The sequence below is a fragment of the Oryzihumus sp. JJN4-3R genome (genome assembly GCF_057747915.1).
Genome location: NZ_CM173229.1, coordinates 1,163,066 through 1,185,019, shown reverse-complemented (window position 1 = coordinate 1,185,019; position 21,954 = coordinate 1,163,066). Strand labels below are relative to the sequence as shown.

General features: G+C 74.2%; 25 protein-coding genes. 17 read left to right on the top strand and 8 right to left on the bottom strand.

The window, feature by feature from the left end; genetic code table 11:
- Window positions 1-67 precede the first annotated feature (67 nt).
- Together acs and AC3ANM_RS05290 are read left to right on the top strand one after the other, a co-directional pair.
- On the top strand, window positions 68-2,047 hold the full coding sequence (gene acs / locus AC3ANM_RS05295; RefSeq protein ID WP_488287101.1) for an acetate--CoA ligase: 1,980 nt from the start codon (window positions 68-70) through the stop codon (window positions 2,045-2,047).
- 197 nt (window positions 2,048-2,244) lie between these two features.
- Window positions 2,245-2,415, top strand: a complete 171-nt coding sequence (locus AC3ANM_RS05290) for a hypothetical protein (protein ID WP_488287100.1) — start codon at window positions 2,245-2,247, stop codon at window positions 2,413-2,415.
- 74 nt (window positions 2,416-2,489) lie between these two features.
- On the opposite strand, the gene AC3ANM_RS05285 is transcribed toward AC3ANM_RS05290, so the two are convergent.
- Window positions 2,490-2,741, bottom strand: a complete 252-nt coding sequence (locus AC3ANM_RS05285; protein WP_488287099.1) for a hypothetical protein — start codon at window positions 2,739-2,741, stop codon at window positions 2,490-2,492.
- A gap of 379 nt (window positions 2,742-3,120) precedes the next feature.
- On the opposite strand from AC3ANM_RS05285, the gene AC3ANM_RS05280 reads away from it, so the two are divergent.
- The 3 genes from AC3ANM_RS05280 to AC3ANM_RS05270 are packed head-to-tail and all read left to right on the top strand — an operon-like array spanning window position 3,121 to window position 4,297.
- Window positions 3,121-3,363, top strand: a complete 243-nt coding sequence (locus AC3ANM_RS05280) for a hypothetical protein (RefSeq protein ID WP_488287098.1) — start codon at window positions 3,121-3,123, stop codon at window positions 3,361-3,363.
- Window positions 3,360-4,028: a sigma-70 family RNA polymerase sigma factor gene (locus AC3ANM_RS05275; RefSeq protein ID WP_488287097.1), complete on the top strand. Its 669-nt coding sequence runs from the start codon at window positions 3,360-3,362 to the stop codon at window positions 4,026-4,028. The genes AC3ANM_RS05280 and AC3ANM_RS05275 overlap by 4 nt, the downstream gene beginning before the upstream one ends.
- Window positions 4,025-4,297 carry an anti-sigma factor gene (locus AC3ANM_RS05270; protein ID WP_488287096.1) on the top strand — a complete coding sequence of 91 codons (273 nt, stop codon included), beginning with the start codon at window positions 4,025-4,027 and terminating at the stop codon, window positions 4,295-4,297. The genes AC3ANM_RS05275 and AC3ANM_RS05270 overlap by 4 nt, the downstream gene beginning before the upstream one ends.
- 27 nt (window positions 4,298-4,324) lie before the next feature.
- Here AC3ANM_RS05270 and AC3ANM_RS05265 read toward each other — a convergent pair whose 3' ends face one another.
- Window positions 4,325-4,723 carry a hypothetical protein gene (locus tag AC3ANM_RS05265; RefSeq protein WP_488287095.1) on the bottom strand — a complete coding sequence of 133 codons (399 nt, stop codon included), beginning with the start codon at window positions 4,721-4,723 and terminating at the stop codon, window positions 4,325-4,327.
- A gap of 121 nt (window positions 4,724-4,844) precedes the next feature.
- Between AC3ANM_RS05265 and AC3ANM_RS05260 the strand changes: the two genes are divergently transcribed.
- The 4 genes from AC3ANM_RS05260 (at window position 4,845) to AC3ANM_RS05245 (ending at window position 8,496) form a co-directional block, all read left to right on the top strand.
- Window positions 4,845-5,018, top strand: a complete 174-nt coding sequence (locus tag AC3ANM_RS05260; protein WP_488287094.1) for a hypothetical protein — start codon at window positions 4,845-4,847, stop codon at window positions 5,016-5,018.
- On the top strand, window positions 5,015-5,659 hold the full coding sequence (locus tag AC3ANM_RS05255; protein ID WP_488287093.1) for a cytochrome b N-terminal domain-containing protein: 645 nt from the start codon (window positions 5,015-5,017) through the stop codon (window positions 5,657-5,659). Before AC3ANM_RS05260 ends, AC3ANM_RS05255 begins: the two co-directional genes overlap by 4 nt.
- 4 nt (window positions 5,660-5,663) lie before the next feature.
- Window positions 5,664-6,581 (top strand): hypothetical protein, encoded by a 918-nt coding sequence (locus AC3ANM_RS05250; protein WP_488287092.1) that lies wholly within the window; start codon window positions 5,664-5,666, stop codon window positions 6,579-6,581.
- Window positions 6,582-6,717: 136 nt separating this feature from the next.
- Complete coding sequence (locus tag AC3ANM_RS05245) at window positions 6,718-8,496, top strand: calcium-binding protein (protein ID WP_488287091.1); 1,779 nt, start codon at window positions 6,718-6,720, stop codon at window positions 8,494-8,496.
- Between the two features lie 83 nt (window positions 8,497-8,579).
- On the opposite strand, the gene AC3ANM_RS05240 is transcribed toward AC3ANM_RS05245, so the two are convergent.
- Entirely contained in the window at window positions 8,580-9,947 is a 1,368-nt protein-coding gene (locus tag AC3ANM_RS05240; protein WP_488287090.1) for a cation:dicarboxylate symporter family transporter, read from the bottom strand.
- Between the two features lie 118 nt (window positions 9,948-10,065).
- Here AC3ANM_RS05240 and AC3ANM_RS05235 point away from each other — a divergent pair, with 118 nt between their 5' ends.
- Together AC3ANM_RS05235 and AC3ANM_RS05230 are read left to right on the top strand one after the other, a co-directional pair.
- Window positions 10,066-11,715, top strand: coding sequence for a sensor histidine kinase (locus AC3ANM_RS05235; protein WP_488287089.1), 1,650 nt, complete (start codon window positions 10,066-10,068; stop codon window positions 11,713-11,715).
- Entirely contained in the window at window positions 11,712-12,395 is a 684-nt protein-coding gene (locus AC3ANM_RS05230) for a response regulator (protein ID WP_488287088.1), read from the top strand. Before AC3ANM_RS05235 ends, AC3ANM_RS05230 begins: the two co-directional genes overlap by 4 nt.
- On the opposite strand, the gene AC3ANM_RS05225 is transcribed toward AC3ANM_RS05230, so the two are convergent.
- Genes AC3ANM_RS05225 through AC3ANM_RS05215 form a run of 3 tightly spaced genes read right to left on the bottom strand, consistent with a single transcriptional unit; the run spans window position 12,392 to window position 14,671 of the window.
- On the bottom strand, window positions 12,392-13,279 hold the full coding sequence (locus AC3ANM_RS05225; protein ID WP_488287087.1) for a 5-oxoprolinase subunit C family protein: 888 nt from the start codon (window positions 13,277-13,279) through the stop codon (window positions 12,392-12,394). The genes AC3ANM_RS05230 and AC3ANM_RS05225 overlap by 4 nt on opposite strands.
- Complete coding sequence (locus tag AC3ANM_RS05220; RefSeq protein WP_488287086.1) at window positions 13,276-13,905, bottom strand: 5-oxoprolinase subunit B family protein; 630 nt, start codon at window positions 13,903-13,905, stop codon at window positions 13,276-13,278. The genes AC3ANM_RS05225 and AC3ANM_RS05220 overlap by 4 nt, the downstream gene beginning before the upstream one ends.
- Window positions 13,898-14,671 (bottom strand): LamB/YcsF family protein, encoded by a 774-nt coding sequence (locus AC3ANM_RS05215; RefSeq protein WP_488287085.1) that lies wholly within the window; start codon window positions 14,669-14,671, stop codon window positions 13,898-13,900. Before AC3ANM_RS05215 ends, AC3ANM_RS05220 begins: the two co-directional genes overlap by 8 nt.
- A 57-nt stretch (window positions 14,672-14,728) precedes the next feature.
- Between AC3ANM_RS05215 and AC3ANM_RS05210 the strand changes: the two genes are divergently transcribed.
- The 4 genes from AC3ANM_RS05210 (at window position 14,729) to AC3ANM_RS05195 (ending at window position 18,325) form a co-directional block, all read left to right on the top strand.
- Window positions 14,729-15,433, top strand: a complete 705-nt coding sequence (locus tag AC3ANM_RS05210) for a GntR family transcriptional regulator (protein WP_488287084.1) — start codon at window positions 14,729-14,731, stop codon at window positions 15,431-15,433.
- A 116-nt stretch (window positions 15,434-15,549) separates the two neighbouring features.
- Window positions 15,550-16,278, top strand: a complete 729-nt coding sequence (locus AC3ANM_RS05205; RefSeq protein WP_488287083.1) for a DUF969 domain-containing protein — start codon at window positions 15,550-15,552, stop codon at window positions 16,276-16,278.
- Window positions 16,275-17,249: a DUF979 domain-containing protein gene (locus AC3ANM_RS05200; RefSeq protein ID WP_488287082.1), complete on the top strand. Its 975-nt coding sequence runs from the start codon at window positions 16,275-16,277 to the stop codon at window positions 17,247-17,249. The genes AC3ANM_RS05205 and AC3ANM_RS05200 overlap by 4 nt, the downstream gene beginning before the upstream one ends.
- The gene (locus AC3ANM_RS05195; RefSeq protein WP_488287081.1) at window positions 17,246-18,325 is read left to right on the top strand and encodes a DUF2891 family protein; all 1,080 of its coding nucleotides are present in this window, start codon (window positions 17,246-17,248) and stop codon (window positions 18,323-18,325) included. The genes AC3ANM_RS05200 and AC3ANM_RS05195 overlap by 4 nt, the downstream gene beginning before the upstream one ends.
- A 3-nt stretch (window positions 18,326-18,328) precedes the next feature.
- Here the strand turns inward: AC3ANM_RS05195 and AC3ANM_RS05190 are convergent, their stop codons facing one another.
- Both AC3ANM_RS05190 and AC3ANM_RS05185 read right to left on the bottom strand, forming a co-directional pair.
- Entirely contained in the window at window positions 18,329-19,246 is a 918-nt protein-coding gene (locus AC3ANM_RS05190) for an aminoglycoside phosphotransferase family protein (RefSeq protein WP_488287080.1), read from the bottom strand.
- Entirely contained in the window at window positions 19,243-20,235 is a 993-nt protein-coding gene (locus AC3ANM_RS05185; protein ID WP_488287079.1) for a DUF4439 domain-containing protein, read from the bottom strand. The genes AC3ANM_RS05190 and AC3ANM_RS05185 overlap by 4 nt, the downstream gene beginning before the upstream one ends.
- Before the next feature lie 146 nt (window positions 20,236-20,381).
- Between AC3ANM_RS05185 and rimP the strand changes: the two genes are divergently transcribed.
- Window positions 20,382-20,909 carry a ribosome maturation factor RimP gene (gene rimP, locus AC3ANM_RS05180; RefSeq protein WP_488287078.1) on the top strand — a complete coding sequence of 176 codons (528 nt, stop codon included), beginning with the start codon at window positions 20,382-20,384 and terminating at the stop codon, window positions 20,907-20,909.
- Window positions 20,909-21,946 (top strand): transcription termination factor NusA, encoded by a 1,038-nt coding sequence (nusA, locus tag AC3ANM_RS05175; RefSeq protein ID WP_488287077.1) that lies wholly within the window; start codon window positions 20,909-20,911, stop codon window positions 21,944-21,946. Before rimP ends, nusA begins: the two co-directional genes overlap by 1 nt.
- Window positions 21,947-21,954: the final 8 nt, after the last annotated feature.

Sequence of the window (21,954 nt, the reverse complement as noted above, 5' to 3'; positions counted from 1 at the left end):
CGCGGGGACCGGCTGCCGGCTCGCAGGGGGCCGGCGGCCGGGTCCGCACACCCTGGAGGTGGTCGCCGTGGGCGACGAGACCGAGCTGTCCGCACTGCTGACCGAGACCCGGCGCTTCCCTCCCTCGCCGGAGTTCAGCGCCCAGGCCAACGCCCGGCCGGAGGTCTACGACAGGGCGGCGCAGGACCGGCTGGCGTTCTGGGAGGCCGAGGCCCGGCGCCTGGAGTGGGAGCGTCCCTGGGACCAGGTCCTGGACTGGAGCGGGGCGCCGTTCGCGAAGTGGTTCGTGGGCGGCCGGCTCAACGTGGCCGTGAACTGCGTGGACCGGCATGTCCGGGCCGGCAACGGCGCACGGGTCGCCTACCACTGGGTCGGTGAGCCCGAGGGCGACACCCGCGACGTCACCTACGCCCAGCTGCAGGACATGGTGTGCCGGGCGGCCAACGCCTTGACCGAGCTGGGCGTGCGCTCCGGGGACCGCGTCGCCATCTACATGCCGATGCTGCCCGAGACGGTGGTGGCGATGCTGGCCTGCGCCCGGCTCGGCGCGCCGCACACCGTGGTCTTCGGCGGGTTCTCCGCCGAGGCGCTGCGCAACCGGATCATCGACTGCGACGCCCGGGTGGTCATCACCGCCGACGGCGGCTACCGGCGCGGCGCCGCCAGCGCACTCAAGCCGGCCGTCGACGAAGCCGTGGCCCACCTGCCCGACGTGCGCACGGTCCTGGTGGTGCGGCGTACCGGACAGGCCGTGGCGTGGACGCCGGGGCGCGACGTGTGGTGGCACGAGGTGGTCGACCCGCAGAGCCCCGTGCACGAGGCCGTGGCCCACGACAGCGAGCACCCGCTCTACGTCATGTACACCTCCGGCACGACCGCCAAGCCCAAGGGCATCCTGCACACCACCGGCGGCTACCTCACCCACGTCGCCGCGACGCACCGGCTCATCTTCGACATCAAGCCGGAGCAGGACGTGTTCTGGACCGCGGCCGACATCGGCTGGGTCACCGGGCACAGCTACATCGTCTACGGCCCGCTGGCCAACGGCACGACGTCGGTGCTCTACGAGGGAACCCCCGACGCCGGCGGCCGCGACCGGTGGTGGCGCATCGTCGAGGACCACCGGGTCACCGTCCTCTACACCGCGCCGACGACGATCCGCACCTTCATGAAGTGGGGCGAGGAGCTGCCGGACAAGCACGACCTGACCTCGCTGCGGCTGCTGGGCTCGGTCGGCGAGCCGATCAACCCCGAGGCCTGGATCTGGTACCGCACCCACATCGGCGGCGGACGCTGCCCGGTCGTGGACACGTGGTGGCAGACCGAGACCGGCGGCATCATGATCACCCCGCTGCCGGGCATCACCTCCACCAAGCCCGGCGCGGCGATGACGCCGTTCCCCGGGGTCGGCGCCGACGTGGTGGACAACAACGGCGACCCCGTCCCCAACGGTGGCGGCGGCTACCTGGTGCTGACCGAGCCGTGGCCCGGGATGCTGCGCGGCATCTGGGGCGACGAGCAGCGCTACCGGGACACCTACTGGTCCCGGTTCGAGGGGCGGTACTTCGCCGGCGACGGCGCCAAGCGGGACGAGGACGGGGACCTCTGGCTGCTCGGCCGGGTCGACGACGTCATGAACATCTCGGGGCACCGCATCTCCACGACCGAGGTCGAGTCGGCGCTGGTCTCGCACCCGGCCGTGGCCGAGGCCGCGGTCGTCGGGGCCTCGGACCCCACCACCGGGCAGGGGATCGTGGCGTTCGTGACCGTCCGTGGCCACGTCGCCGACGACCCCGACTCGGGGGAGAAGCTCATCGCCGAGCTGCGCGAGCACGTGGCGACCGAGATCGGCAAGATCGCGCGGCCGCGGCAGATCCTGCTGACCCCCGACCTGCCCAAGACGCGCTCCGGCAAGATCATGCGACGGCTGCTGCGCGACGTGGCCGAGCACCGCGAGCTCGGGGACGTCACGACCCTGGCCGACCCCACCGTGGTCAGCATGATCGACGAGCGGATGACGGCGGCGACACCGGCAGAGGAGGGGTGACCGGGGAGCCGCCGGCGGGGCTGGCGTGGTGCCCGGGAGTGGTGTGACGGTCGTGGCCCACGACCCGGGACGAAGGGCCTTGTGGCTGGGCTCAGGGCGGAGGTGCTCGTACACTCGGCGGGCATGAAGTGCCTGCTCAGCGCCCTGCCGGGCCCGTCCTCGCCGCGTCGTGCGGCGACCGCCCAGGGGTGACGCGCGTGCGCCGTCTGCTCCAGCGCGCCCGCCGCGCCTACCACCTGCGCTGTGCCCGCGAGGACGCGCGCCGGCACGGCCTCGCCGTGCCACTCGGGGTGTGGGTGTGCGAGTGCCGGCACGTCGCCCTGGACAAGCTCGCCTTCCTGGACCACCTGCTCGAGGTCCACGCCTGACCCGTATGCCGGGTGGCCGGGCCCGCGAGCCCGGCCACCCGGCATACCCGTGCCCCGCGGGCGCGCCTCGCCGTTCAGGAGCGGCGCGGGGCCGGCCACAGGGTCCGCGTGCTGTACACCGTGGCCAGGCGCCACAGGGCGAGGGACGCCAGGAGCAGGCCGACGTCGCGCAGGGCCACGTCGAGGTAGCCGTGCAGCAGCAGGAGGTTGCCGACGACCCCCAGCAACCACAGGCTGACGACCGGTGCGCCGATGCGGGGTGCGACGGCCACGACGGCGCCCGCGACGACCTCGATGACCCCGACCACGGCCATCGTCTGGTGCACGGTGAACGGTGAGAGGTCCGCGACCGTGGGGGGACAGGTAGCGGTCCCAGTTCACCAGCAGGTGGAAGAACTTGTCCGCGCCGAAGACGATCGGGGCGACGGTGAAGGCGCTGCGCAGGATCAGGAAGGCCTGGCGTGCCGGATCGGCGCCACGACCCACGGAGGTCGCGGGAGCCGGGCCGGTCGCGGTGGACCGAAGGTGGTGGGTGTGGGTCATGGTGCGGACGATCCCTTCGCTGGTACCGGCTGCGGTGCCGGTCATGACCGTCACCGCAGGGCTGACCTGCTGTTCGCGTCGCCCGGTCACCGGGGTCTTACCGTCCCCTGCCCGGTGCCCAGGGACGGTAAGACGGCACCTCGTCCGCGACGCGAAGAAGACATGAGCAGCTACCTGACCCCGGACCCGGCCCCCTGCCTGCGACCCGGCCCACCCGCCGACGTGACGGCCTGGCGTCGGTGCCGGCTGCTGGAGGCCGGCTTCCCCGACGGGCTCGCCCGGGCGCTCGCCGCCACCCCCAGCGTCGACGTGCACTCCCTGCTGCAGCTGGTGGACCGGGGGTGTCCGCCCGAGCTCGCGGCGAGGATCCTCTCCCCGCTGGGCGGCGTCGCGGGGACGCCATGACGCCCACCGGCAGGGGGCCGGAGGCCACCCGTCCGATCAGCCTCGCCACGGGCGACCCGGAGGACTGGCCGGCGGCGCTCGCGCTGCCGGGGGCCGCGCAGGAGGACGCGCTGCGCCGGCTGCACGTGCTGATGGTCAAGGCGGCCCGGCACCAGGTCTGGCGGATGCGGGGCATGGTGCCCGGCGCCGACGCCCGTGCCCTCGAGGAGCTGGCCAACAGCGCCGCCGACGAGGCGCTCACCGTCCTGCTGGCCAAGCTCGACACCTTCGAGGGCCGGAGCAGGTTCACCACCTGGGCCTACAAGTTCGCCATCCTGCAGGCGGCCACCGAGATGCGCCGCCAGGCGTGGGCGCAGCGCGAGGTGAGCCTGGAGGACACCGAGCTCTGGTGCGACCCCGCCCCGGGCCCGGAGCAGCAGGCCGAGGCGGCCGACCTCGCCAGGGCGGTGGCCGCGGCCATGCGCCAGGCGCTGACGCCCTACCAGCGCCGGATCGCCGTGGCCCTGCTCGTGGACAACATCCCCATCGACGTCCTCGCCGACCGCCTGGGCACCACACGCGGTGCCCTCTACAAGGCGCTGCACGAGGCTCGCTCCCGGCTCCGGGCCCACCTGGCGGCCACCGGGCACCTGACCACCGCGACCACGCAGGGAGAGCCACGATGACCAACCCGCAGCGCCGGGAGCTCAGGCCGGACGCCGTCCGGAGCCTGACGCTCTCCACCGAGCCGTGGCTCTCCTGCGAGGACTGCTTCGAGCTCATGGACGCCTACGTCGAGACGCTCCTGGCGGACCCCCGGAGCGCAGGGATGCCCGAGATGGGAGTCCACCTCAGCGGCTGCAGCGCCTGCGCCGAGGAGGCCCGCTCGCTCCTGCTGCTCGTGGCCCACGAGGCCGGGCTCGACCCCGGGCCGGCCTCACGACGCCTCGGCTGAACGCCCGGGCCGGCGGCCCACCCGCGGTCAGGCCTCGGTGAGGGCGACGCCGATCAGCAGCGCGCCCAGAGCGCCGACCAGGCCCACCGCGCCCCAGATCCCGCGAGCGGCCGGACCGCGCGCGGTGGAGTGCAGCGCGGCGCCGAGTGCGGAGAGGGCGACCAGCACCAGCTTGACCACCAGCGCGGCCGGGTGCTTGACGTTGGTGTGCTCGGCGGCGACGTTCCACACGCCGGTGGCGACCAGGAGGGCGAACGTGGGCCAGGCCACCCGCGCATACGCCTGCGCGGCGACCGCGGTGGTGGCCGGCGCCGAGCGGCGCAGCGGGCCGACCAGCGCGGCCAGCACGATCTGGCCGCCGACCCACACCGTCGCGGCGAGCACGTGCAGGGTGAGCCGGAGGACATCAAGGTCAAAGGGCACCATCCCGCCATCAAACACGACCGCCCCGGGCACCAGGGCCCTGCGGTCGGTGTCCTTGGTCCCTGTCCGGCCCCCCACGGCCCGGCGTCCACTGAAGGGAACCGGACCAAACTGGAGGTGTCCCATGGTGAGCGCCGTCGCGGCAGACACTGCCGGAACCTACGTCCACTGGGGGTGGATCCAGATCTCCGTGGCCAACCTCGTGGTCATCGGGCTGATGCTCCTCATCTTCGCTGCCGCGGTCTTCCTTCCGCTCGGGCGTCACCCCGAGCGCTACGAGACCGAGGAACAGCAGTGACCACCGCTGACGGCAGGCTGGCCCGCGTCAGCGGCGAGTCCGGCCGTCCGAGCTGGACCGCCCGGCTGCGCGGCCGGATCTCGCGGACGGTGCCGCCCGGCCAGGCGCTGCCGGACCGTCAGCCGGCCTACGTGGCCTCGGCCATCTACGTCTTCGGCGTGCTGACCCTGGCGGCGTTCGTCGTCGTGCTCGTCACGGGAGGTGTGCTCGCCATCGGCGGCTCGGTCTGGTGGCACACCTCGGGACTGGGCCACTACGTGAACTCGACGCACCTGTGGAGCGTCGAGCTGTTCTTCGCGTTCATGGTGATCCACCTGTGGGGCAAGTTCTTCATGGCCGCGTGGCGCGGCAACCGGGCACTGACCTGGATGACCGGCGTGGTGTGCTTCCTGGGTTCGATCGGCACTGCGTTCACCGGCTACCTGGTCCAGAGCAACTTCGACTCGCAGTGGATCAGCACCCAGGCCAAGGACGGCCTCAACTCCGTCGGCATCGGCGCCTTCTTCAACGTGCTCAACCCCGGGCAGATGCTGCTCTGGCACGTGGTGCTGCTGCCGGTCGTCGTCGGCATCATCACCGTGCTGCACCTGGTCCTGGTCCGGCGCCACGGCGTCGTCGCCCCGATCGGTGAGGAGGAGTGAGGTCATGACCGCCATCGCGATGAAGCCGACCCGCCCCTACGACCTGGTCAAGGAGTTCGTCATCGCCCTCGCGGTGGTGGCGCTGCTGACGGTGGGCCTGGCCGCTGTCTTCTCCTCGCCCGACGAGAAGGCGATCACCCTGCAGAGCTGGGCCAAGTCGACGCCCAACGACGTCGTCGCCACCGCGGCGGCCGAGCTGGCCGGCACCTCCGGCAGCGCGACCTACGGCCCGCCGTACAACACCAACGCCGAAGGCCAGACCCTTGGCCCGCTCAAGCTCCAGAAGTGGGCCGGCGTGACCACGCCGGTGAACTCGGCCAACGACCTGGTCGTCACGCCGCTGTCCCAGCTGCAGGGCAGTCCGGTGCTGAGCCTGGCGCTCGCCCGGTGGCGCGGCGCCAGCGCCGAGCAGCAGACCAAGTGGGCCACGGCCTACTCCGACGCGCTGGCCAAGGCACCCGACGGCAACCCGGCCGCGGTCCCGCTCGGCGACTACGGGCCGGTGCCCGTGATGACCGCCATCTACCTGCAGCAGGCGCAGGCCGGAGGGCTCGACGGGTCCCTGGCCGAGCCGGGCTTCTACGGCGGCAACTCCACCAAGGCGCTGCTCCTGCTGGCCGACGGGACCTACCTGGAGGACCAGGCCCGCGCCCGCAACCTCGGCGGCGACCAGTGGGGGATGATGAACGAGACCGGCAACTACCCCGGCCAGCCGTGGCTGTGGCTCTACACCTTCTGGTACCAGGTGCCGCCGTTCTCCACCTCCGACAACGCCGACGCCCAGGTCTGGGCGCTGATGGCGATCTTGTCGCTGGCGCTGCTCCTGCTGCCGTTCATCCCGGGGCTGCGCTCGCTGCCGAAGTACCTCGGGGTCTACCGCCTGATCTGGCGTCGCCACTACCGGGCACACCCTCGTACCTGACCCGGGCAGTCCTCGCCCCGCGCTCACCGATCCGGCCGAAAACGCCGCGGCGGACGCGGGGCTCGCTGTACCTTCGGTGACGCAGCCGGACCCGATGGGGGAGCGCCGGCGCCCCTCACCCCAAGGACCGCCCCCGATGGCTCGCGCCCGCACCCGCGCCCTGTTCTCCGTCTCCGCGGCCGCCGCTGCAGTCACCGTGCTCTCGCTCGTCACCGCGCTGCCGGCCCAGGCGGCGACCTGGACCAGCACCGGCCTGCGCTGCACCGAGGTCGGCACGTGGCGCAGCGAGACGATCACGGGCACCAGCGGTCGGGACGTCATCTGCGGCCTCGGCGGCAACGACGTCATCAAGGGCCTCGGGGGCGACGACGTCATCGACGGCGGCTCCGGCAACGACGTGATCGACGGCGGCAACGGCAACGACACCGAGATCGGTGGCAGCGGCAACGACGCGGTCTCCGGTGGCGCCGGCAACGACTCGGTCCAGGGCGGCACCGGCGACGACACCGTCTCGGGCGGGACGGGCAACGACAGCGAGTCCGGTGGCAGCGGCAACGACGTGCTGACCGGCTCCTCCGGCACCGACGTGCTCAACGGCGGCGACGGCTCCGACGACCTCGACGGCGGTGCCGGGGCCGACCACGAGATCGGCGGCTCGGGCACCAACTGGTGCACCCTCGACCCGGCGGACACCACCCGCACCGGGTGCGTCTACGACGCGAAGAGGCCGTGGGCCACGCAGGTGCACCTGTCGGCGACCACCGTCGACGTCACGACGTCCGCCCGCACCCTCACCTACTGGCTCTGGGTCGGGGACGACACCGGCGCCACCCGCGTGCAGGTCGACGCCCAGGGCGGGAGCAACGGCCAGGTCAGCTTCCCCATGGGCTGGCCGACCCGGGTGTCCGGCACGGCCCGTGGCGGCTGGTGGCGGGGCACCGCCCGGGTGCCGCGCTGGCTCGAGCCGGCGACGGTCACCCTCAACGTCAACGTCGCCGACCGGGTCGGCCGGTGGGGCTACCACGAGTTCACCGATGCCCTCACGGTCCTCGACCGTGCCCCCGACCGGGGGACCCCCGTCGTGTCCGGGCCGATGTCGATCAGCCCGTCCAGCGTGAACGTGCTGACCAGGGCGCAGGTCGTCACCGCCCGGGTCCGCCTCGTCGACGACCGCTCCGGTGTGCAGGACCCCTACCTGTGCCCCGGTCACCCCAACGAGGACTCCTACCAGGCCGACGGCTGCCCCACGATGGAGCTCGTCTCGGGCACCGCCAGGGACGGCATCTGGCAGGCCAGGTACACCGTGCCCAGGGGCGGCTTCGGCGGGGAGTGGAACTTCGCCGTCTGGTTCGTCGATGCGGCACACCCCAATGACATGCAGTACTGGGAGGGCCCCGACTGGTTCTCCAGCGACGTCCTCGCGCAGCCGCAGGGCCTCGACCCGCGCTACCACCAGCTGCCGGGCAACAGCGGCCGGTTCACCGTGGTCGGCGTCGGCGACATCCACCCGCCCACGCTGACCACCGTCAGGTTCCAGCCCTCGGCGACGGTCGACTCCCTGGGGCACGACACGACCGTCGGGATCGACGTGACCGCCAAGGACACGGAGGGCATCACCGGGGTCACCCTCGGCCTGGGCTCCGACGTCGAGGACCTCATGGTGCCTTCGCAGTCGCTCGTGGCCCCCACCAGCGGGACGGCGAAGGCGGGGACGTGGCACTTCGAGGTGACGATCCCCCAGGGTTCCCCGGTGGGGCGCTACCCGGTCAGCGTCCTGCTCGAGGACGTCAGCCACCGCCGCTGGTTCATCGCCGACCAGCCGACCGAGGGACAGACCTCCGCGGTCCGCTTCACGGCCACGCAGACGCCGAACAGCGACCTCGGGGCGATCACCGTCGTGCCGCACACGAGCTGAGCCCGTCGGGCCCCCCGACCACGACGCAGGTATGCCGCGCTCCCGACCGGGGGCGCGGCATACCTGTTGTGCGGCAAGGGTTCTCAGGCGGACGCGAGCTCCCGCTCGCGGTCGGGGTCCGGGCCGCCACCGTGGTCGTCCGCGGCGGTCTCGTCGAACGGGACCAGGCCGCTGAGGACCTCCTCGGTGCGCCCCTTGTCGATCTCGCCGGTCCAGGTGCCGATGAGCACCGTGGCCACGGCGTTGCCGGCGAAGTTGGTCAGCGCCCGGGCCTCGGACATGAAGCGGTCGATGCCGACGATGATGCCGACGCCGTCGACCAGGTCGGGGCGGTGCGACTGCAGGCCGCCGGCCAGCGTGGCCAGGCCGGCGCCGGTGACCCCGGCGGCGCCCTTGGAGGCGATGACCATGAAGACCAGCAGCGAGACCTGCTCGCCGACCGACATCGGCTTGCCGAGTGCGTCGGCGACGAACAGCGAGGCCATGGTCAGGTAGATCGCGGTGCCGTCGAGGTTGAAGGAGTACCCGGTCGGCACGGTGATGCCGACGACCGGCCGGGAGATGCCCAGGTGCTCCATCTTGGCGATGAGGCGCGGCAGGGCCGTCTCGGAGGAGGACGTGGACAGGATCAGCAGGAACTCGCGGCCGAGGTAGCGCAGCAGCCGGAAGATCGACACCCCCGCCACGAGGCGCAGCAGGGTGCCGAGGACGACGAAGACGAAGATCGCGCAGGTGGCATAGAAACCGAACATCACCTGGGCCAGCGAGACCAGCGCCTTGACGCCGGTGGCGCCGACGAGGGCGGCCATGGCGCCGAACGCGCCGATCGGCGCGGCCCACATCACCATCGCCAGGACGCGGAAGACGACCTTCTGCAGGCTCTCGATCGCCGCCAGCGCCGGGGCGCCCTTGGCCCCGAGCGACTGGATCGCGAACCCGACCAGCAGCGCGACGAACAACGCCTGGAGCACCTGCCCCTCGGTGATCGAGGAGAAGAGCGTGGTCGGGATGATCCCGAGGAGGAAGTCGGTGGTGGTGCCGGCCTCGCCGCTGACCTGCTTCTGCCCGGCTGCGGCCAGCGCCTTGGTCAGGTGCAGCCCGGAGCCGGGGTGGATCAGGTTGCCGACGACCAGGCCGATCGCGAGGGCGATGGTGGACATCACGAGGAAGTAGCCGATGGCCAGGCCGCCGACCTTGCCGACCTGGGTGGCCTTCCGGATCGAGCCGACGCCCAGGACGATGGTGCAGAAGATGACCGGCGTGATCATCATCTTCACGAGGCTGACGAAGCCGGCGCCGATCGGCTTGAGCTGCACGGCGAAGTCCGGGGCGACGAGGCCGACGACGACGCCGAGGACGACGGCGACGATGACGGCGACGTAGAGCCAGTGGCTGCGGTCCCGCCGCCGGGCCACGGTCCCCGGCGGGGCCGGTGATGAGGTGCTGGACATGGTTCCTCCGGTGCTGGCCCCGGTATGCCGTGTGGTCGCCGGGGGTCGGGTGTGTCTGGGGTCGAGGGTGGGCCGTCCCGGTGGCTAGGGTCACCGTTGTGTTCATTGAGTTCGCTGCGTGCGCGCCGCACCGCGGACCGGCGCGGTCGTGCTGAACCCCCGGCGCTGGAGCCTGGCCGCGCAGATCTTCGCCGCCCAGGTCCTCGTCGCCGCGCTCGTCGTCGCCGGGGGCCTGGTCGGGGCCTACCTTCAGGCCAGCCGCGCCAGCGAGGACCAGGCGCGGGCCCGCGTGCTGGCCGTCGCCCACACCATCGCCGCGACCCCGGTCGTCGTGCAGGCGCTCGGGTCGGGCGACCCGAGCGCCGCCCTGCAGCCCCTGGCCGAGCGGGTGCGCCGGACGACCGACACCGACTTCGTCGTGGTGATGAGCCCGACCGGGCGGCGGTTCACCCACCCCGACCCGGCGCAGATCGGGCGGCAGTTCATCGGGCACATCGCCGCGGCCGCCGCCGGGCACGACCTGACCGAGACCTACACGGGGACGCTGGGGCCCTCCGAGCGCGCCGTGGTGCCCGTCCGCGCGGCCTCCGGCCCGGTGGTCGGGCTGGTCTCGGTCGGCATCCGGCAGACGGCGGTCAGTGCGGCGGTGGCCTCCCAGCTGCCGGTGCTGCTGGCGGCGGCGGTGGCGGCCGCCCTGCTCTTCGGGGCCGGCAGCGCCCTGGTCTCGCGGCAGCTGCGCCGGCGCACGGGCAACCTGCGCGCCGCGGAGCTGCAGGAGATGGTCGAGTACTACGACGCCGTGCTCCACGCCGTCCGCGAGGGGCTGCTGCTCATCGACGGCTCGGGCCGGGTGCGCCTTGCCAACGACGAGGCCCGCCGGCTGCTGGCGCTGCCCGGCGACGCCGTGGGCCACCCGGTCGGCCGGCTGGGCCTGGCACCCGGGCTGGCCGCGACGCTGGCCTCGGGGGAGCCGCGCGAGGACGAGCTGCACGTCACCGACGCCCGGGTGCTGGTGCTCAACCAGGCCCGGGCCCGGTGGCAGGGCCGCGACCTCGGCACCGTGACCACGCTGCGCGACCGCACCGACCTCGAGGCGCTGACCGGTGAGCTGGACTCCGCCCGGGGGCTGGCCGAGGCCCTGCGCTCGCAGGCGCACGAGTCGGCCAACCGGCTGCACACCGTGGTGTCCCTGATCGAGCTCGGGCGGCCCGGGGACGCGCTGGAGTTCGCCACCGGTGAGCTCGCCGTGGCCCAGCGGCTGACCGACGAGGTCGTCGCCTCGGTGCAGGAGCCGGCCCTCGCGGCGCTGCTGCTCGGCAAGGCCGCCCAGGCCAGCGAGCGGGGGATCGAGCTGTCCGTGGACGGTCCCGGGCTGCCCGAGGGGGTGGCTCCTTCGCGCGACCTGGTGACCATCGTCGGCAACTTGGTCGACAACGCCCTGGACGCCGTCGCGACCCAGGAGTCGGGGCGCACGGTGCGTGTGACAGTGGGGCTGGACGGGGAGTACGCCGTGCTGACCGTCAGCGACACCGGGCCGGGGCTGCCCGAGGGGGACCTGGAGCGGCTCTTCGCCCGCGGCTGGTCGACCAAGTCCGGTGACACCCCGGGCGGTCGGGGCCTCGGCCTGGCGCTGGTGCGGCAGTCGGTGCACCGGCTCGGCGGGACGCTGGAGGTCGGCGGCCCGCCGGGGGCGACCTTCGTGGTGCGCCTCCCCGTGGCCGGCGCCGCCGAGGGCGCGCCGGACGTCACCTCGGGGGCAGGGGCGTGACGGCGCCGCTGCGGGTCCTGGTGGTCGAGGACGAGCAGGTGGCCGCGGACGCCCACACCGCCTACGTCGGGCGGGTCGCCGGCTTCGAGGTCGCCGGCACGGCCCGGACCGGGCAGGCGGCGCTGCAGCTGCTGGCGGACCGCCCGGTCGATCTGGTGCTGCTGGACATGAACCTGCCCGACGTGCCCGGCCTGGACGTCGTCCGGGCCATGCGCGCCGCCGGTCACCGCGCGGACGTCATCGCCGTGACCTCCGCCCGGGACCTGCCGACGGTGCGCGCCGCCGTCTCGATGGGCGTGGTGCAGTACGTGCTCAAGCCCTTCGCGTTCGCGGCCCTGCGCGAGCGGCTCGAGCGCTACCGCGACTACCGCACCCAGCTCGACTCGGCGGTGGCCGTCTCGACGCAGCGTGACGTCGACCAGATGCTCGGCGGTCTGCGCTCTGGCGGTCAGGCGCACCTGCCCAAGGGCATCGCGGCGGACTCCCTGGCCGACGTGGCGAGGGTGCTGCGCGAGGCCGACGGGGGAGTGTCGGCCAGCGAGGTCGGCGAGCGGCTCGGGGTCTCCCGGGTCACCGCCCGGCGCTACCTCGAGCACCTCGCCGAGGGTGGTCTGGTGCTGCGCCGGTCCCGCTACGCCGGGCCGGGGCGCCCGGAGGTCGAGTACCGCTGGGGCGGCTAGCCCCAGGCGGGGCGGGAGAGCAGCTCGAAGCGCACGGTCTCGCCGGGGCGGGCCTGGGCCAGCCGGTCGCAGTCCCGTTCGCCGACCACGGCCACGACGGGGTAGCCCCCGGTCGTCGGGTGGTCGGCGAGGAACACCAGCGGCTGTCCCGAAGGCGGCACCTGCACCGCCCCGCGCACGACGCCCTCGCTGGGCAGCTCCTCCGGGCGGGAGCGCTCGAGCGCCGGCCCCGACAGCCGCACGCCGACCCGGTCGCTGTCCCCGGTGACCGTCCACGTCGCGGCGCCGAGCACCCGCGCCCCGCTCGGGCCGAACCAGTCGTCGCGCGGGCCCGGCACGGCGCGGACCAGGAGGCCGCCCGGCAGGCTGCTGTGGAACGCGGCCACGTCGGCGCTGCGCACAGCTCCCGGCGGCGCGCCGTCCTCGACGTGCAGGACCGTGCCGACCGCCAGCGGGGCCGGCCCGATGCCCGAGAGGGTGTCCCGGCTGGCGCTGCCGAAGACGCGCTCGGCGGCCAGCCCGCCGCGGACGGCGACGTAGCTGCGCAGGCCGGCGACCGGCATACCGAGGCGCAGCAGCGACCCCGAGGGGACGAAGGCCGGCGCCCCGAGGTCCATGGCCCGCTCGTCCACGTGCACCGGCAGCGGCGCCCCGGTGACCGCCACGGTGACGTCGGCCAGCGCGCGCAGCCACAGGCCCCCGGCGAGCACCTCCAGCGCGGCGTGGCCGTCGTCGTTGCCGAGGAGGCGGTTGGCGGCCCGCAGCGAGCCGCGGTCGGCGGCGCCGCTCGGGCTGACCCCGAGGTGGGCATGGCCGGGCCGGCCGAGGTCCTGCACGAGGGCCAGCGGCCCGACCCGCTCGACGGACAACGCGGCCACCCTCATGCGCGCTCCTCGGCGACGAAGCGCACCCGGGTGCCCGGGGCCAGCAGGGCGGGGGGCTCGCGGCCGGTGTCCCACATGGCCAGCGACGTGGTCCCGATCAGCTGCCAGCCGCCGGGGGAGGAGCGGGGGTAGATGCCGGTGTAGGGCCCGGCCAGCGCCACCGCGCCGGTCGGGATGCGCGGCCGCGGGTCGCTGCGGCGGGGCACGTCGAGGCCTCCGGCCTCTCCGGTCAGATAGCCGAATCCCGGTGCGAACCCACAGAACTCGACGGTCCACACCTGCCCGGTATGCCGGCTGACCACCTCCGCGGCAGTCATCCCGAGCGTCGTGGCCACCTCCGCGAGGTCCTCCCCGTCGTAGCGCACCGGCACCTCCACGGGGGGGCCCCCGGCGTCCAGGGCCCCGGCCCCGCGCAGGTCCAGGCCGCGGACGGCGCGCACCACGGCGGCCGGGTCGGCACCCGGTGCCAGGTGCAGCAGCACGGTGCGGGCGGCGGGCACGTGCTCGAGCACGCCGTCGACCGGGTGGTCGCGCAGTGCGGCGTCGAGCCGGCGGCGCTCGGCCCCGTCGGCGAGCTCGACGAGCACGCCCGTGTGTCCGCAGGGCAGGAAGCGCACGTCAGCCACCGACGAACGCGCGGATGCTGACCCCGGCGGCGTCGAGGGCCTCGCGCACGGCGCGGGCGATGCCCACTGCGCCGGGGGAGTCGCCGTGGACGCACACCGAGTCGACCTCGACCGCGACGACGCTGCCGTCCACGGCCTCGACCTGCCCGCTGCACACCATCCGGACCACGCGGGCGGCGACGGCTGCCGGGTCGTGGACGACGGCGCCCGGGGTGCGCCGCGACACCAGGGTGCCCTCGGCGGTGTAGGCCCGGTCGGCGAAGGCCTCGCGCACGACCGGCAGCCCGCGGGCGGTGGCGGCGGCGAGCAGGGCCGAGCCGGGCAGGCCGAGCACCGGCAGGTCGGGGGCGTAGGCGGCCACCGCGCGCACCACGGCCTCGGCCTGCTCCTCGTGGTGGACGACCGCGTTGTAGAGGGCGCCGTGCGGCTTGACGTAGCGGACTGTGGTCCCGTGGCTGCGGGCGATCCCGTCGAGGGCCCCGAGCTGGTAGAGCACGTCGGCGTAGAGGTCCTCCGGGGCCATGTCGATGAACCGCCGGCCGAAGCCGCCGAGGTCGGCGTAGCCCACCTGCGCGCCCACCGCCACGCCCCGCTCGGCGGCGAGGGAGCAGGTCGCGACCAGCGTCGCCGGGTCCCCGGCGTGGAAGCCGCAGGCGACGTTGGCCGACGTGACCAGGTGCAGCAGGGCGTCGTCGTCGCCGAGCTCCCACCGGCCGTAGGACTCGCCGACGTCGGCGTTGAGATCCACGCTCCTCTGGTCCACCATGGCGCCAGATTGTTCAACAACCCGTGCCGCTGTCAAGCGTGTCCCGAGGAGCAGCCCATGCCCGACTCAGCCGCCACGCGCGCCGCCGACCGGCTCCGCGCCGCCGTCCTCGAGGGCGAGCTGCGCCCTGGGGAGCGCCTGGACGAGTCCGGGCTGGCCGACCGGCTCCAGGTCAGCCGCAACACGCTGCGCGAGGCCTTCCGCCTGCTCGGCCACGAGCACGTCGTGGAGCACCGGCCCAACCGGGGCGTGTTCGTCCGGGCGCTGTCGCTGGAGGAGGCGCGCGAGCTCTACCAGACGCGCCGGCTGCTCGAGGTGGGCGCGCTCCGTGAGGCGGCGGTGGCCCTGGCTGACTCACCGGAGCGGGAGCCGGCGGACCGCCGGGCCTTCGAGGAGCGCTGGGCTGCCGTGCTGGCCCAGGTGCAGGAGGCCGCGGCGGAGGGCCTCGCGGCCGCCCGCGCCGGGGACTTCGAGGCGGTCGGCACCGCCAACGGGCGGTTCCACCTCGCCCTGGCGGCCCTGGCCGGCAACGCGGTGCTGGACCGGACGCTGCGCACGATCCTCACCGAGATGCGGCTGCTCTTCGTCGTCGTCTCCGACCCCCGTTCGGTGCACGAGCGCTACGTCGAGGCCAACCTGCGCATCGCCGGCCTCGTGGCCGCCGGCCAGGTCGTCCGCGCGGCGGTCGCGCTGGAGGAGTACCTGCTCGGCTCCGAGGCCCACCTGCTCGACCTCTATGCGGGGCATTTCTCCGGAACGTGAGAAATGTGCGGTTTCCCCCTTGTGGTGATTGTTGAACGACTTCTAGGGTGACGGGCCATCCAGGGGTGCCCGCACGGGCGCCCGCACGCCCCGAACCGAAACCCGAGGTGCTGCCCATGTGGGTGCTGCTCGCGGTAGCCGTCGTGATCGTCGGCTTCGCCCTGAGACTCAACGCGATGCTGGTGGTCACCGTCGCCGGCATCACCGCCGGGCTGATCTCCGGGATGTCCCCCATGAAGATCCTCGACACCTTCGGCGCCGGCTTCGCCGGGTCCCGCTCGGTGACCGTCTTCATCGTGGTCCTGCCGGTCATCGGCCTGATCGAGCGCTACGGCCTGCAGCACCAGGCCCGCCGGATGATCTCCCGCCTCGCCGGGATGACGGTCGGCCGGCTGCTGGCCGCCTACCTGCTGGTCCGTCAGGGGACCGCCGCCCTCGGCCTCATGGCGGTCGGCGGCCCGGCCCAGGCCGTGCGCCCGATCGTCGCCCCGATGTCGGAGGCGGCCGCCGAGCGCCGCCACGGCCCGCTCACCGAGCGGATGCGGGAGAAGATCCGCTCGTATGCCGCGTCCGCGGACACCGTGGGCCTGTTCTTCGGCGAGGACATCTTCGTCGCGGTCGGCTCGATCCTGCTCATCACCGGCTTCGTCGACACCACCTACCACCTCAAGCTCGACGCGTTGCAGGTCGCGCTCTGGGCGATCCCGACGGCGATCTGCGCGCTGCTGATCCACGGCAGCCGGATGCTCTGGCTGGACCGCAGCCTGGGCCGCTTGGCCGGGGCGGGGATCGACACGGGCGCCGACACCGACGCCGAGGCCGTGACGACGGGAGCGGGCCGATGATCAAGGTCGAGTGGTTCTACTGGCTGTGCGCAGTGCTGTTCCTGATCGTCGCCGCGGTGCGGCTGACCGACCGGCAGGCCTCGCGCCGGGTGGGCAGTGCGGCCTTCTGGGCCCTGCTGGCCTTCACCTTCGTCTACGGCAGCGCGGTCACCTCCGGAGCCGGCCCGGCGTGGGTCGAGGGGGTCGCCGTGATCGGCCTGGCCGTGCTGGCCGGCTTCGGCCTGCCCCGCAAGGGCACCGAGCGCACCACGACCGACGCCGAGCGCGAGCAGCTCGCGACGCGGTTCGGCGCGAAGCTGTTCATCCCCGCCCTCGTGGTGCCTGCGGTGGCGGTGGTGTTCGGCGCCTGGCTGGTCAAGGTGCCGTGGGGTGACGGCCTGCTGCTCGAGAAGGGTTTCGCCACGGTCATCGGCCTCGGCGTCGCCGCCGTCACCGCCCTGGTGGTCGCGATGCTGATGTTCCGCCCCGGCTCGGTGGCGGTGCCCTTCCAGGAGGGCGACCGCCTGCTCGGGCACATCGGCTGGGCGGCGATCCTGCCGCAGTTCCTGGCCACGCTCGGGCTGCTGTTCCAGGCCGCCGGGGTCGGCGACGCGGTCAAGGGGATCACCGACGGCCTGCTGCCCAAGGGCTCGCTCATCGCCGCGGTGCTCGTCTACTGCGTGGGCATGGCGCTGTTCACGATCATCATGGGCAACGCCTTCGCCGCCTTCCCGGTCATGACGGCGGCAGTGGGGTGGCCGCTGCTGGTGCAGCAGTTCCACGGCCAGCCCGCCGTCGTGTTCGCGGTCGGCATGCTGGCCGGCTTCTGCGGGACGCTGTGCACGCCGATGGCCGCGAACTTCAACCTCGTGCCCGCGGCGCTGCTCGAGCTCAAGGACAGCTACGGCCCGATCAAGGCCCAGATCCCGACCGCGGTGCCGCTGCTGGCCTGCAACGTCGTGATCATGGCCGTGTTCGCCTTCCCGCGATGACCGGGCCGACGGGCGCGCCGACCACCGCGCCGACCAGCACCACCCCGGCAGCCACCACCCCGGCGTGGGCCGCTGCCCACGCCGGACGCTATGCCGACACGGTGCTGCGGGTCCTGGGCACCCCTTGGCCCTACCACGCCGCCCACGCTTCGCTCGGGCCCCAGGACGTCGACGTCACCCCGCAGCGGCTGCACCCGGCGTTCCACGGCAGCCTCGACTGGCACTCCTCGGCGCACATGCAGTGGTCCGCGGTCAGGCTGCTCACCCTTGCCCCGGAGGCGTTGCCGGACACCACCACCCAGGCGCTGGTGGCGGTGCTCGACGAACGCCTCACCGCCGAGGCCGGCCAGGCGGAGGCGGCCTACCTGCGGGCCCGGCCCTCCTACGAGCGGCCCTACGGCTGGGCGTGGGCGGCGATGCTGGCGGCCGCGACCCGCGCCTGTCCGCACCCCCGTGCCCGGCACTGGGCCGAGGCGCTCGCGCCGCTGGCCGACGCCGTCGCCGAGCTGGTCACCGCCTGGCTGCCGCGCCAGGCCTACCCGGTCCGGCACGGCGTCCACGGCAACACCGCGTTCGCCGGCGCCCTGCTGCACGAGGCGTTCACTGACCTCGGCCGTGCCGACGTCGTCGCGGCCGTCGAGGACCGAGCCCGCGACTGGTTCGGCGACGACACGGCATACCCCGCGCGCTGGGAGCCCAGCGGCACCGACTTCCTCTCCCCGGCCCTGTCCGAGGCGGACCTGATGCGCCGCGTGCTCCCGGCAGGGGAGCGCACGGCCTGGCTGGCCGCGTTCCTGCCCGACCTGGGGCAGGCGGGCGACCGCCTCCTGGAGGTCCCGCAGGTGCTTGACCGCACCGACGGGCAGATGGTCCACCTCTTCGGGCTGGCCCTGTCACGGGCCTGGCAGCTGCGGGTGCTCGCGGACCTGGTCGACGACGTCGACCGGGCGGCCCGGATGCGCCAGGCCGCCGCGGCACAGGTGGCGGCGGTCGAGGAGGAGATCGTCCACGGCGACTTCATGTCGACCCACTGGCTGGTCTCCTTCGCGTTGCTGGCGCGCACCGCGGGGGAGTGAGGCTCAGCCGGTCATCGCCTTGATGATCGTGACGGCGGCGGTGACCCCGTCGCCGTCACCGGCCGCCGCGGCGTCGAGGGCCAGGTCCAGCTCGCGGACCACCGTCCAGGCCCGGGCGCGGTCCTCGTCGATGCCGGCGGCCTCGCACAGGACGGCCAGCCGTCGCCGCAGGTGCCGGCGGGCGTCGTGGCTGGCCGTGACCTCCTCCCAGCGGTTCCACAGGGCCGGCGCCACCGCGAACGCCGGGTCGGCGGCCATCGGCTTGGGGTCGATCGCCAGCCATGGCGCGCGGCCGCCGGCGAGGACGTTGGCGTAGTGCAGGTCCGTGTGGACCAGCCGCGCGTCCGTGCCTGGGTCCGTGGCCAGGTCGCGGGCCAGTGCCATGCCCTGCTCCACCAGCCGCCGCGGTATGCCGGGTGGCGCGGTCGCGAGGTCCCTCACCTGCCGCCGGGCCCAGTCCGCGAGCCGGGGCAGCTGCGGCAGGGCGGGGCGGTCCAGGTCGGCGAGCAGGGCCCCGAGGGTCCGGCAGGCCTCGTCCACGGGAAGGGCGTGCAGGTCGCGCCCGGCATCGAGGCGCTCCAGCAGCAGCCCCCACCGGCCGGGGTCGGCGGCCAGCAGCTGCACCGCCCCTCGACCGCCCCAGGCCCGCAGGGCCACGTGCTCGAGCCGGGCCTCCGGGTGCGGCCAGGTGACCTTGAGGGCGGCCTCCTGCCCGCCGCGGCGCACCGGGACCACCAGGGCGCAGACGCCGTGCCAGCTCTCGCCGTCGACGCGCAGGTCCCAGCGCTCGAGCAGCTCCTGCACGAGCCGGGGCAGCCGGCGCAGCCACGCCTCCCCGGCCTCGCCGGGGCCGCCCGCGCCGTCGCCCTCCGGGGCGTAGCCGGAGACCGCGGCGACGAAGGAGTCGGGGACCAGCGTCACGGGGTCAGCAGCCCCGGGAACGCCGGCAACGGGGCGCCCCAGCGGGTCGCGAGCACCGCGGTCTGGGCCGACCAGCGCACGAGGGCCGTCAGCGGCTCCTCGTGCCCGGCGGCACCGCGCAGCTCGGTCGCCAGCGTCCCCTGGAGCCCGTCGAGCAGGTGACGGGCCAGCCGGCGGGCGCTCGCCGGGCTGGTCACCGGGAACGGCAGGGGGTAGCCCAGCGGCGGCGGACCCGCGGCCGCTCCGGCCAGGTCCTGCAGGGTGGCGACCTGGCCCTCCACGGCGGCCAGGGACGCCCGGGCCAGGGGCTGCCCGGCATGGTCGATGGTGGCGGCCACCACCTCGAAGCCGTACGCGGCGGCGCGGCAGGCGTCGAGCAGGCGTGCCGCGGTCCGGCCGATGGGCGCGGTGGGCTCGGGCCAGGACGGGTCGACCCCGAGCAGCGTGCCCGCGGCGCCGCGCTGGGCCGCCAGCGAGGCCAGCAGGGCGACGTTGGGAGCGGACACCCCGGCCAGGGTGATCAGCGCCGGTGTCGCGACCCCCTCGAGCTCCCGGGTGGCCAGCGTCCTGGCGGTCACCCTGGCCACGGGCGGCGGGGCCGTGGACGGGGGGTGCGTCGTGATCGCCGACGCGGTGCCCGTGGCTGTTCCTGCCGCCGTCGAGGTCGCGGTCGGCCGGGGGGTCGCGCCGGAGCGCAGCAGGACCTGGGTGAGGACCTCGCGCTGCCGGCGGTGGAGCGCGACGAGGCGGGTCGGCCACGGACCGGCCACCGTCCCCGCGACCTGCTCCAGCGAGGTCACGGCGGCCAGGGCGTCCTGCAGCGCGCGCTCGTCGGGGACCGGTCGGGGGGCGGGCTGGAACGGAAGGGACCGCGTGTGGTCCTCGAAGCGGACCCCGCACCCCGTGAGCCCGGCGGTGCCGGCCAGCCCGAGCGCGAGGAGCACGCTCCGGCGCGACCAGGCACGCGGCATACGCTCCCTCCCCGGCATGGGCCCGATCATGGCACGGCTCCCTGCGCCCCCTGCGGCGGCATGCGCACCCGCCCGCAGCGGATAGAGTGGGGCGCACGGACGGCCGTGCGTGGGTACCTGACGCGCGTCGACCCAAACTCGAGAACACTGGGAGCGGAGGCGGCATGAGCACGAAGGACCGGATTCGCCCCACGATCGAGGCCCCCCTGCAGGAGCTCGGCCTCGTGGTCGAGGACGTCGCGGTGACCCCGGCCGGCAAGCGCCGGCTGGTGCGGGTCTACCTCGACCGCGACCTGGCCGGCCTGGACGCCGCGGACGACCGCAGTCCCGTCCCGCCGCTCACCCTCGACGAGGTCGCCGACGCGACCCGTGCCGTGAGCACTGCCCTGGACGACAGCGACGCGATGGGCTCCCAGCCCTACGTGCTGGAGGTCACCTCCCCGGGGGTGGACCGCCCGCTGACCCTGCCGCGGCACTTCCGCCGCAACGTCGGCCGGCTGGTGCGCGTCACCGCTGCCGACGACCAGACCCTCACCGGCCGCCTCGTGGCGGCCGGGCCCGACGGGGTCACCCTGTCCGTGGACGGCGCCAAGGGCGCCCCGGCCACGGACCACACGCTTGTTTATGCCGAGATAGCGCGCGCCCTGGTGCAGGTGGAGTTCACCCGCGGCGCTGATGAGGAGGACGACTGATGGACATCGACCTGGCGGCACTGCGTGCGCTGGAGCGTGAGCGTGACATCTCGCTCTCCGTGATCATCCCGGCCATCGAGCAGGCGATGCTCGTGGCCTACCACCGCACCGACGGTGCCTACCGCCTGGCGCGGGTCGAGCTCGACCGCAAGACCGGCCACGTCGTGGTCTGGGCGCGCGAGGAGGGCGAGGTCGCCGAGGACGGCACCCGGGGCGAGCCCGGGCCCGAGTTCGACGACACCCCCGAGGGGTTCGGCCGCATCGCCGCCTCCACCGCGCGGCAGGTCATCGTCCAGCGGCTGCGCGACATCGAGGACGAGGCGATCCTGGGTGACTTCCGCGGCCGGGAGGGCGACGTCGTCGCGGGCGTGATCCAGCAGAGCAGCGACCCGCGCAACGTGCTGGTCGACTTCGGCACGGTGGAGGGCATCCTGCCGCTGGCCGAGCAGGTGCCGGGGGAGCGCTACGTGCACGGGGAGCGGCTGCGCTGCTTCGTCGTCAGCGTCAAGCGCGGCCCCCGCGGCCCGCAGATCGGCCTGTCCCGGACCCACCCCAACCTGGTGCGCAAGCTGTTCGCGCTCGAGGTGCCGGAGATCGCCGACGGGACGGTCGAGATCGCCGCCCTGGCCCGCGAGGCCGGGCACCGCACCAAGATCGCCGTCCACTCCAAGGTGGCGGGCGTCAACGCCAAGGGCGCCTGCATCGGCCCGATGGGGGCCCGGGTGCGTGCGGTCATGACCGAGCTCCACGGCGAGAAGATCGACATCGTCGACTACTCCGAGGACCCCAAGGTCTTCGTGGCCGCGGCGCTGTCGCCGGCGCGGGTCCAGTCCGTCGAGGTGGTCGACCCCACCCTGCGCTCGGCGCGGGTCGTCGTCCCCGACTACCAGCTCTCGCTGGCGATCGGCAAGGAGGGGCAGAACGCCCGCCTCGCCGCCAAGCTGACCGGATGGCGCATCGACATCCGCTCCGACACGGCTCCCGCGGCCGGTGCCACTGTGACGCCTGAGGTCGCTGGCGCGGAGGACGGGCGTTAGGCGGTAGA

Coding starts and splice junctions, on each gene's coding strand:
- AC3ANM_RS05225 (WP_488287087.1), bottom strand. CDS start 13,279: ATGAGGGTGGCCGCGTTGTCCGTCGAGCGGGTCGGGCCGCTGGCCCTC.
- AC3ANM_RS05260 (WP_488287094.1), top strand. CDS start 4,845: ATGGTGAGCGCCGTCGCGGCAGACACTGCCGGAACCTACGTCCACTGG.
- AC3ANM_RS05210 (WP_488287084.1), top strand. CDS start 14,729: ATGCCCGACTCAGCCGCCACGCGCGCCGCCGACCGGCTCCGCGCCGCC.
- AC3ANM_RS05250 (WP_488287092.1), top strand. CDS start 5,664: ATGACCGCCATCGCGATGAAGCCGACCCGCCCCTACGACCTGGTCAAG.
- AC3ANM_RS05200 (WP_488287082.1), top strand. CDS start 16,275: ATGATCAAGGTCGAGTGGTTCTACTGGCTGTGCGCAGTGCTGTTCCTG.
- AC3ANM_RS05280 (WP_488287098.1), top strand. CDS start 3,121: ATGAGCAGCTACCTGACCCCGGACCCGGCCCCCTGCCTGCGACCCGGC.
- nusA (WP_488287077.1), top strand. CDS start 20,909: ATGGACATCGACCTGGCGGCACTGCGTGCGCTGGAGCGTGAGCGTGAC.
- AC3ANM_RS05185 (WP_488287079.1), bottom strand. CDS start 20,235: ATGCCGGGGAGGGAGCGTATGCCGCGTGCCTGGTCGCGCCGGAGCGTG.
- AC3ANM_RS05205 (WP_488287083.1), top strand. CDS start 15,550: ATGTGGGTGCTGCTCGCGGTAGCCGTCGTGATCGTCGGCTTCGCCCTG.
- AC3ANM_RS05195 (WP_488287081.1), top strand. CDS start 17,246: ATGACCGGGCCGACGGGCGCGCCGACCACCGCGCCGACCAGCACCACC.
- AC3ANM_RS05270 (WP_488287096.1), top strand. CDS start 4,025: ATGACCAACCCGCAGCGCCGGGAGCTCAGGCCGGACGCCGTCCGGAGC.
- rimP (WP_488287078.1), top strand. CDS start 20,382: ATGAGCACGAAGGACCGGATTCGCCCCACGATCGAGGCCCCCCTGCAG.
- AC3ANM_RS05275 (WP_488287097.1), top strand. CDS start 3,360: ATGACGCCCACCGGCAGGGGGCCGGAGGCCACCCGTCCGATCAGCCTC.
- AC3ANM_RS05245 (WP_488287091.1), top strand. CDS start 6,718: ATGGCTCGCGCCCGCACCCGCGCCCTGTTCTCCGTCTCCGCGGCCGCC.
- AC3ANM_RS05215 (WP_488287085.1), bottom strand. CDS start 14,671: ATGGTGGACCAGAGGAGCGTGGATCTCAACGCCGACGTCGGCGAGTCC.
- AC3ANM_RS05265 (WP_488287095.1), bottom strand. CDS start 4,723: ATGGTGCCCTTTGACCTTGATGTCCTCCGGCTCACCCTGCACGTGCTC.
- AC3ANM_RS05240 (WP_488287090.1), bottom strand. CDS start 9,947: ATGTCCAGCACCTCATCACCGGCCCCGCCGGGGACCGTGGCCCGGCGG.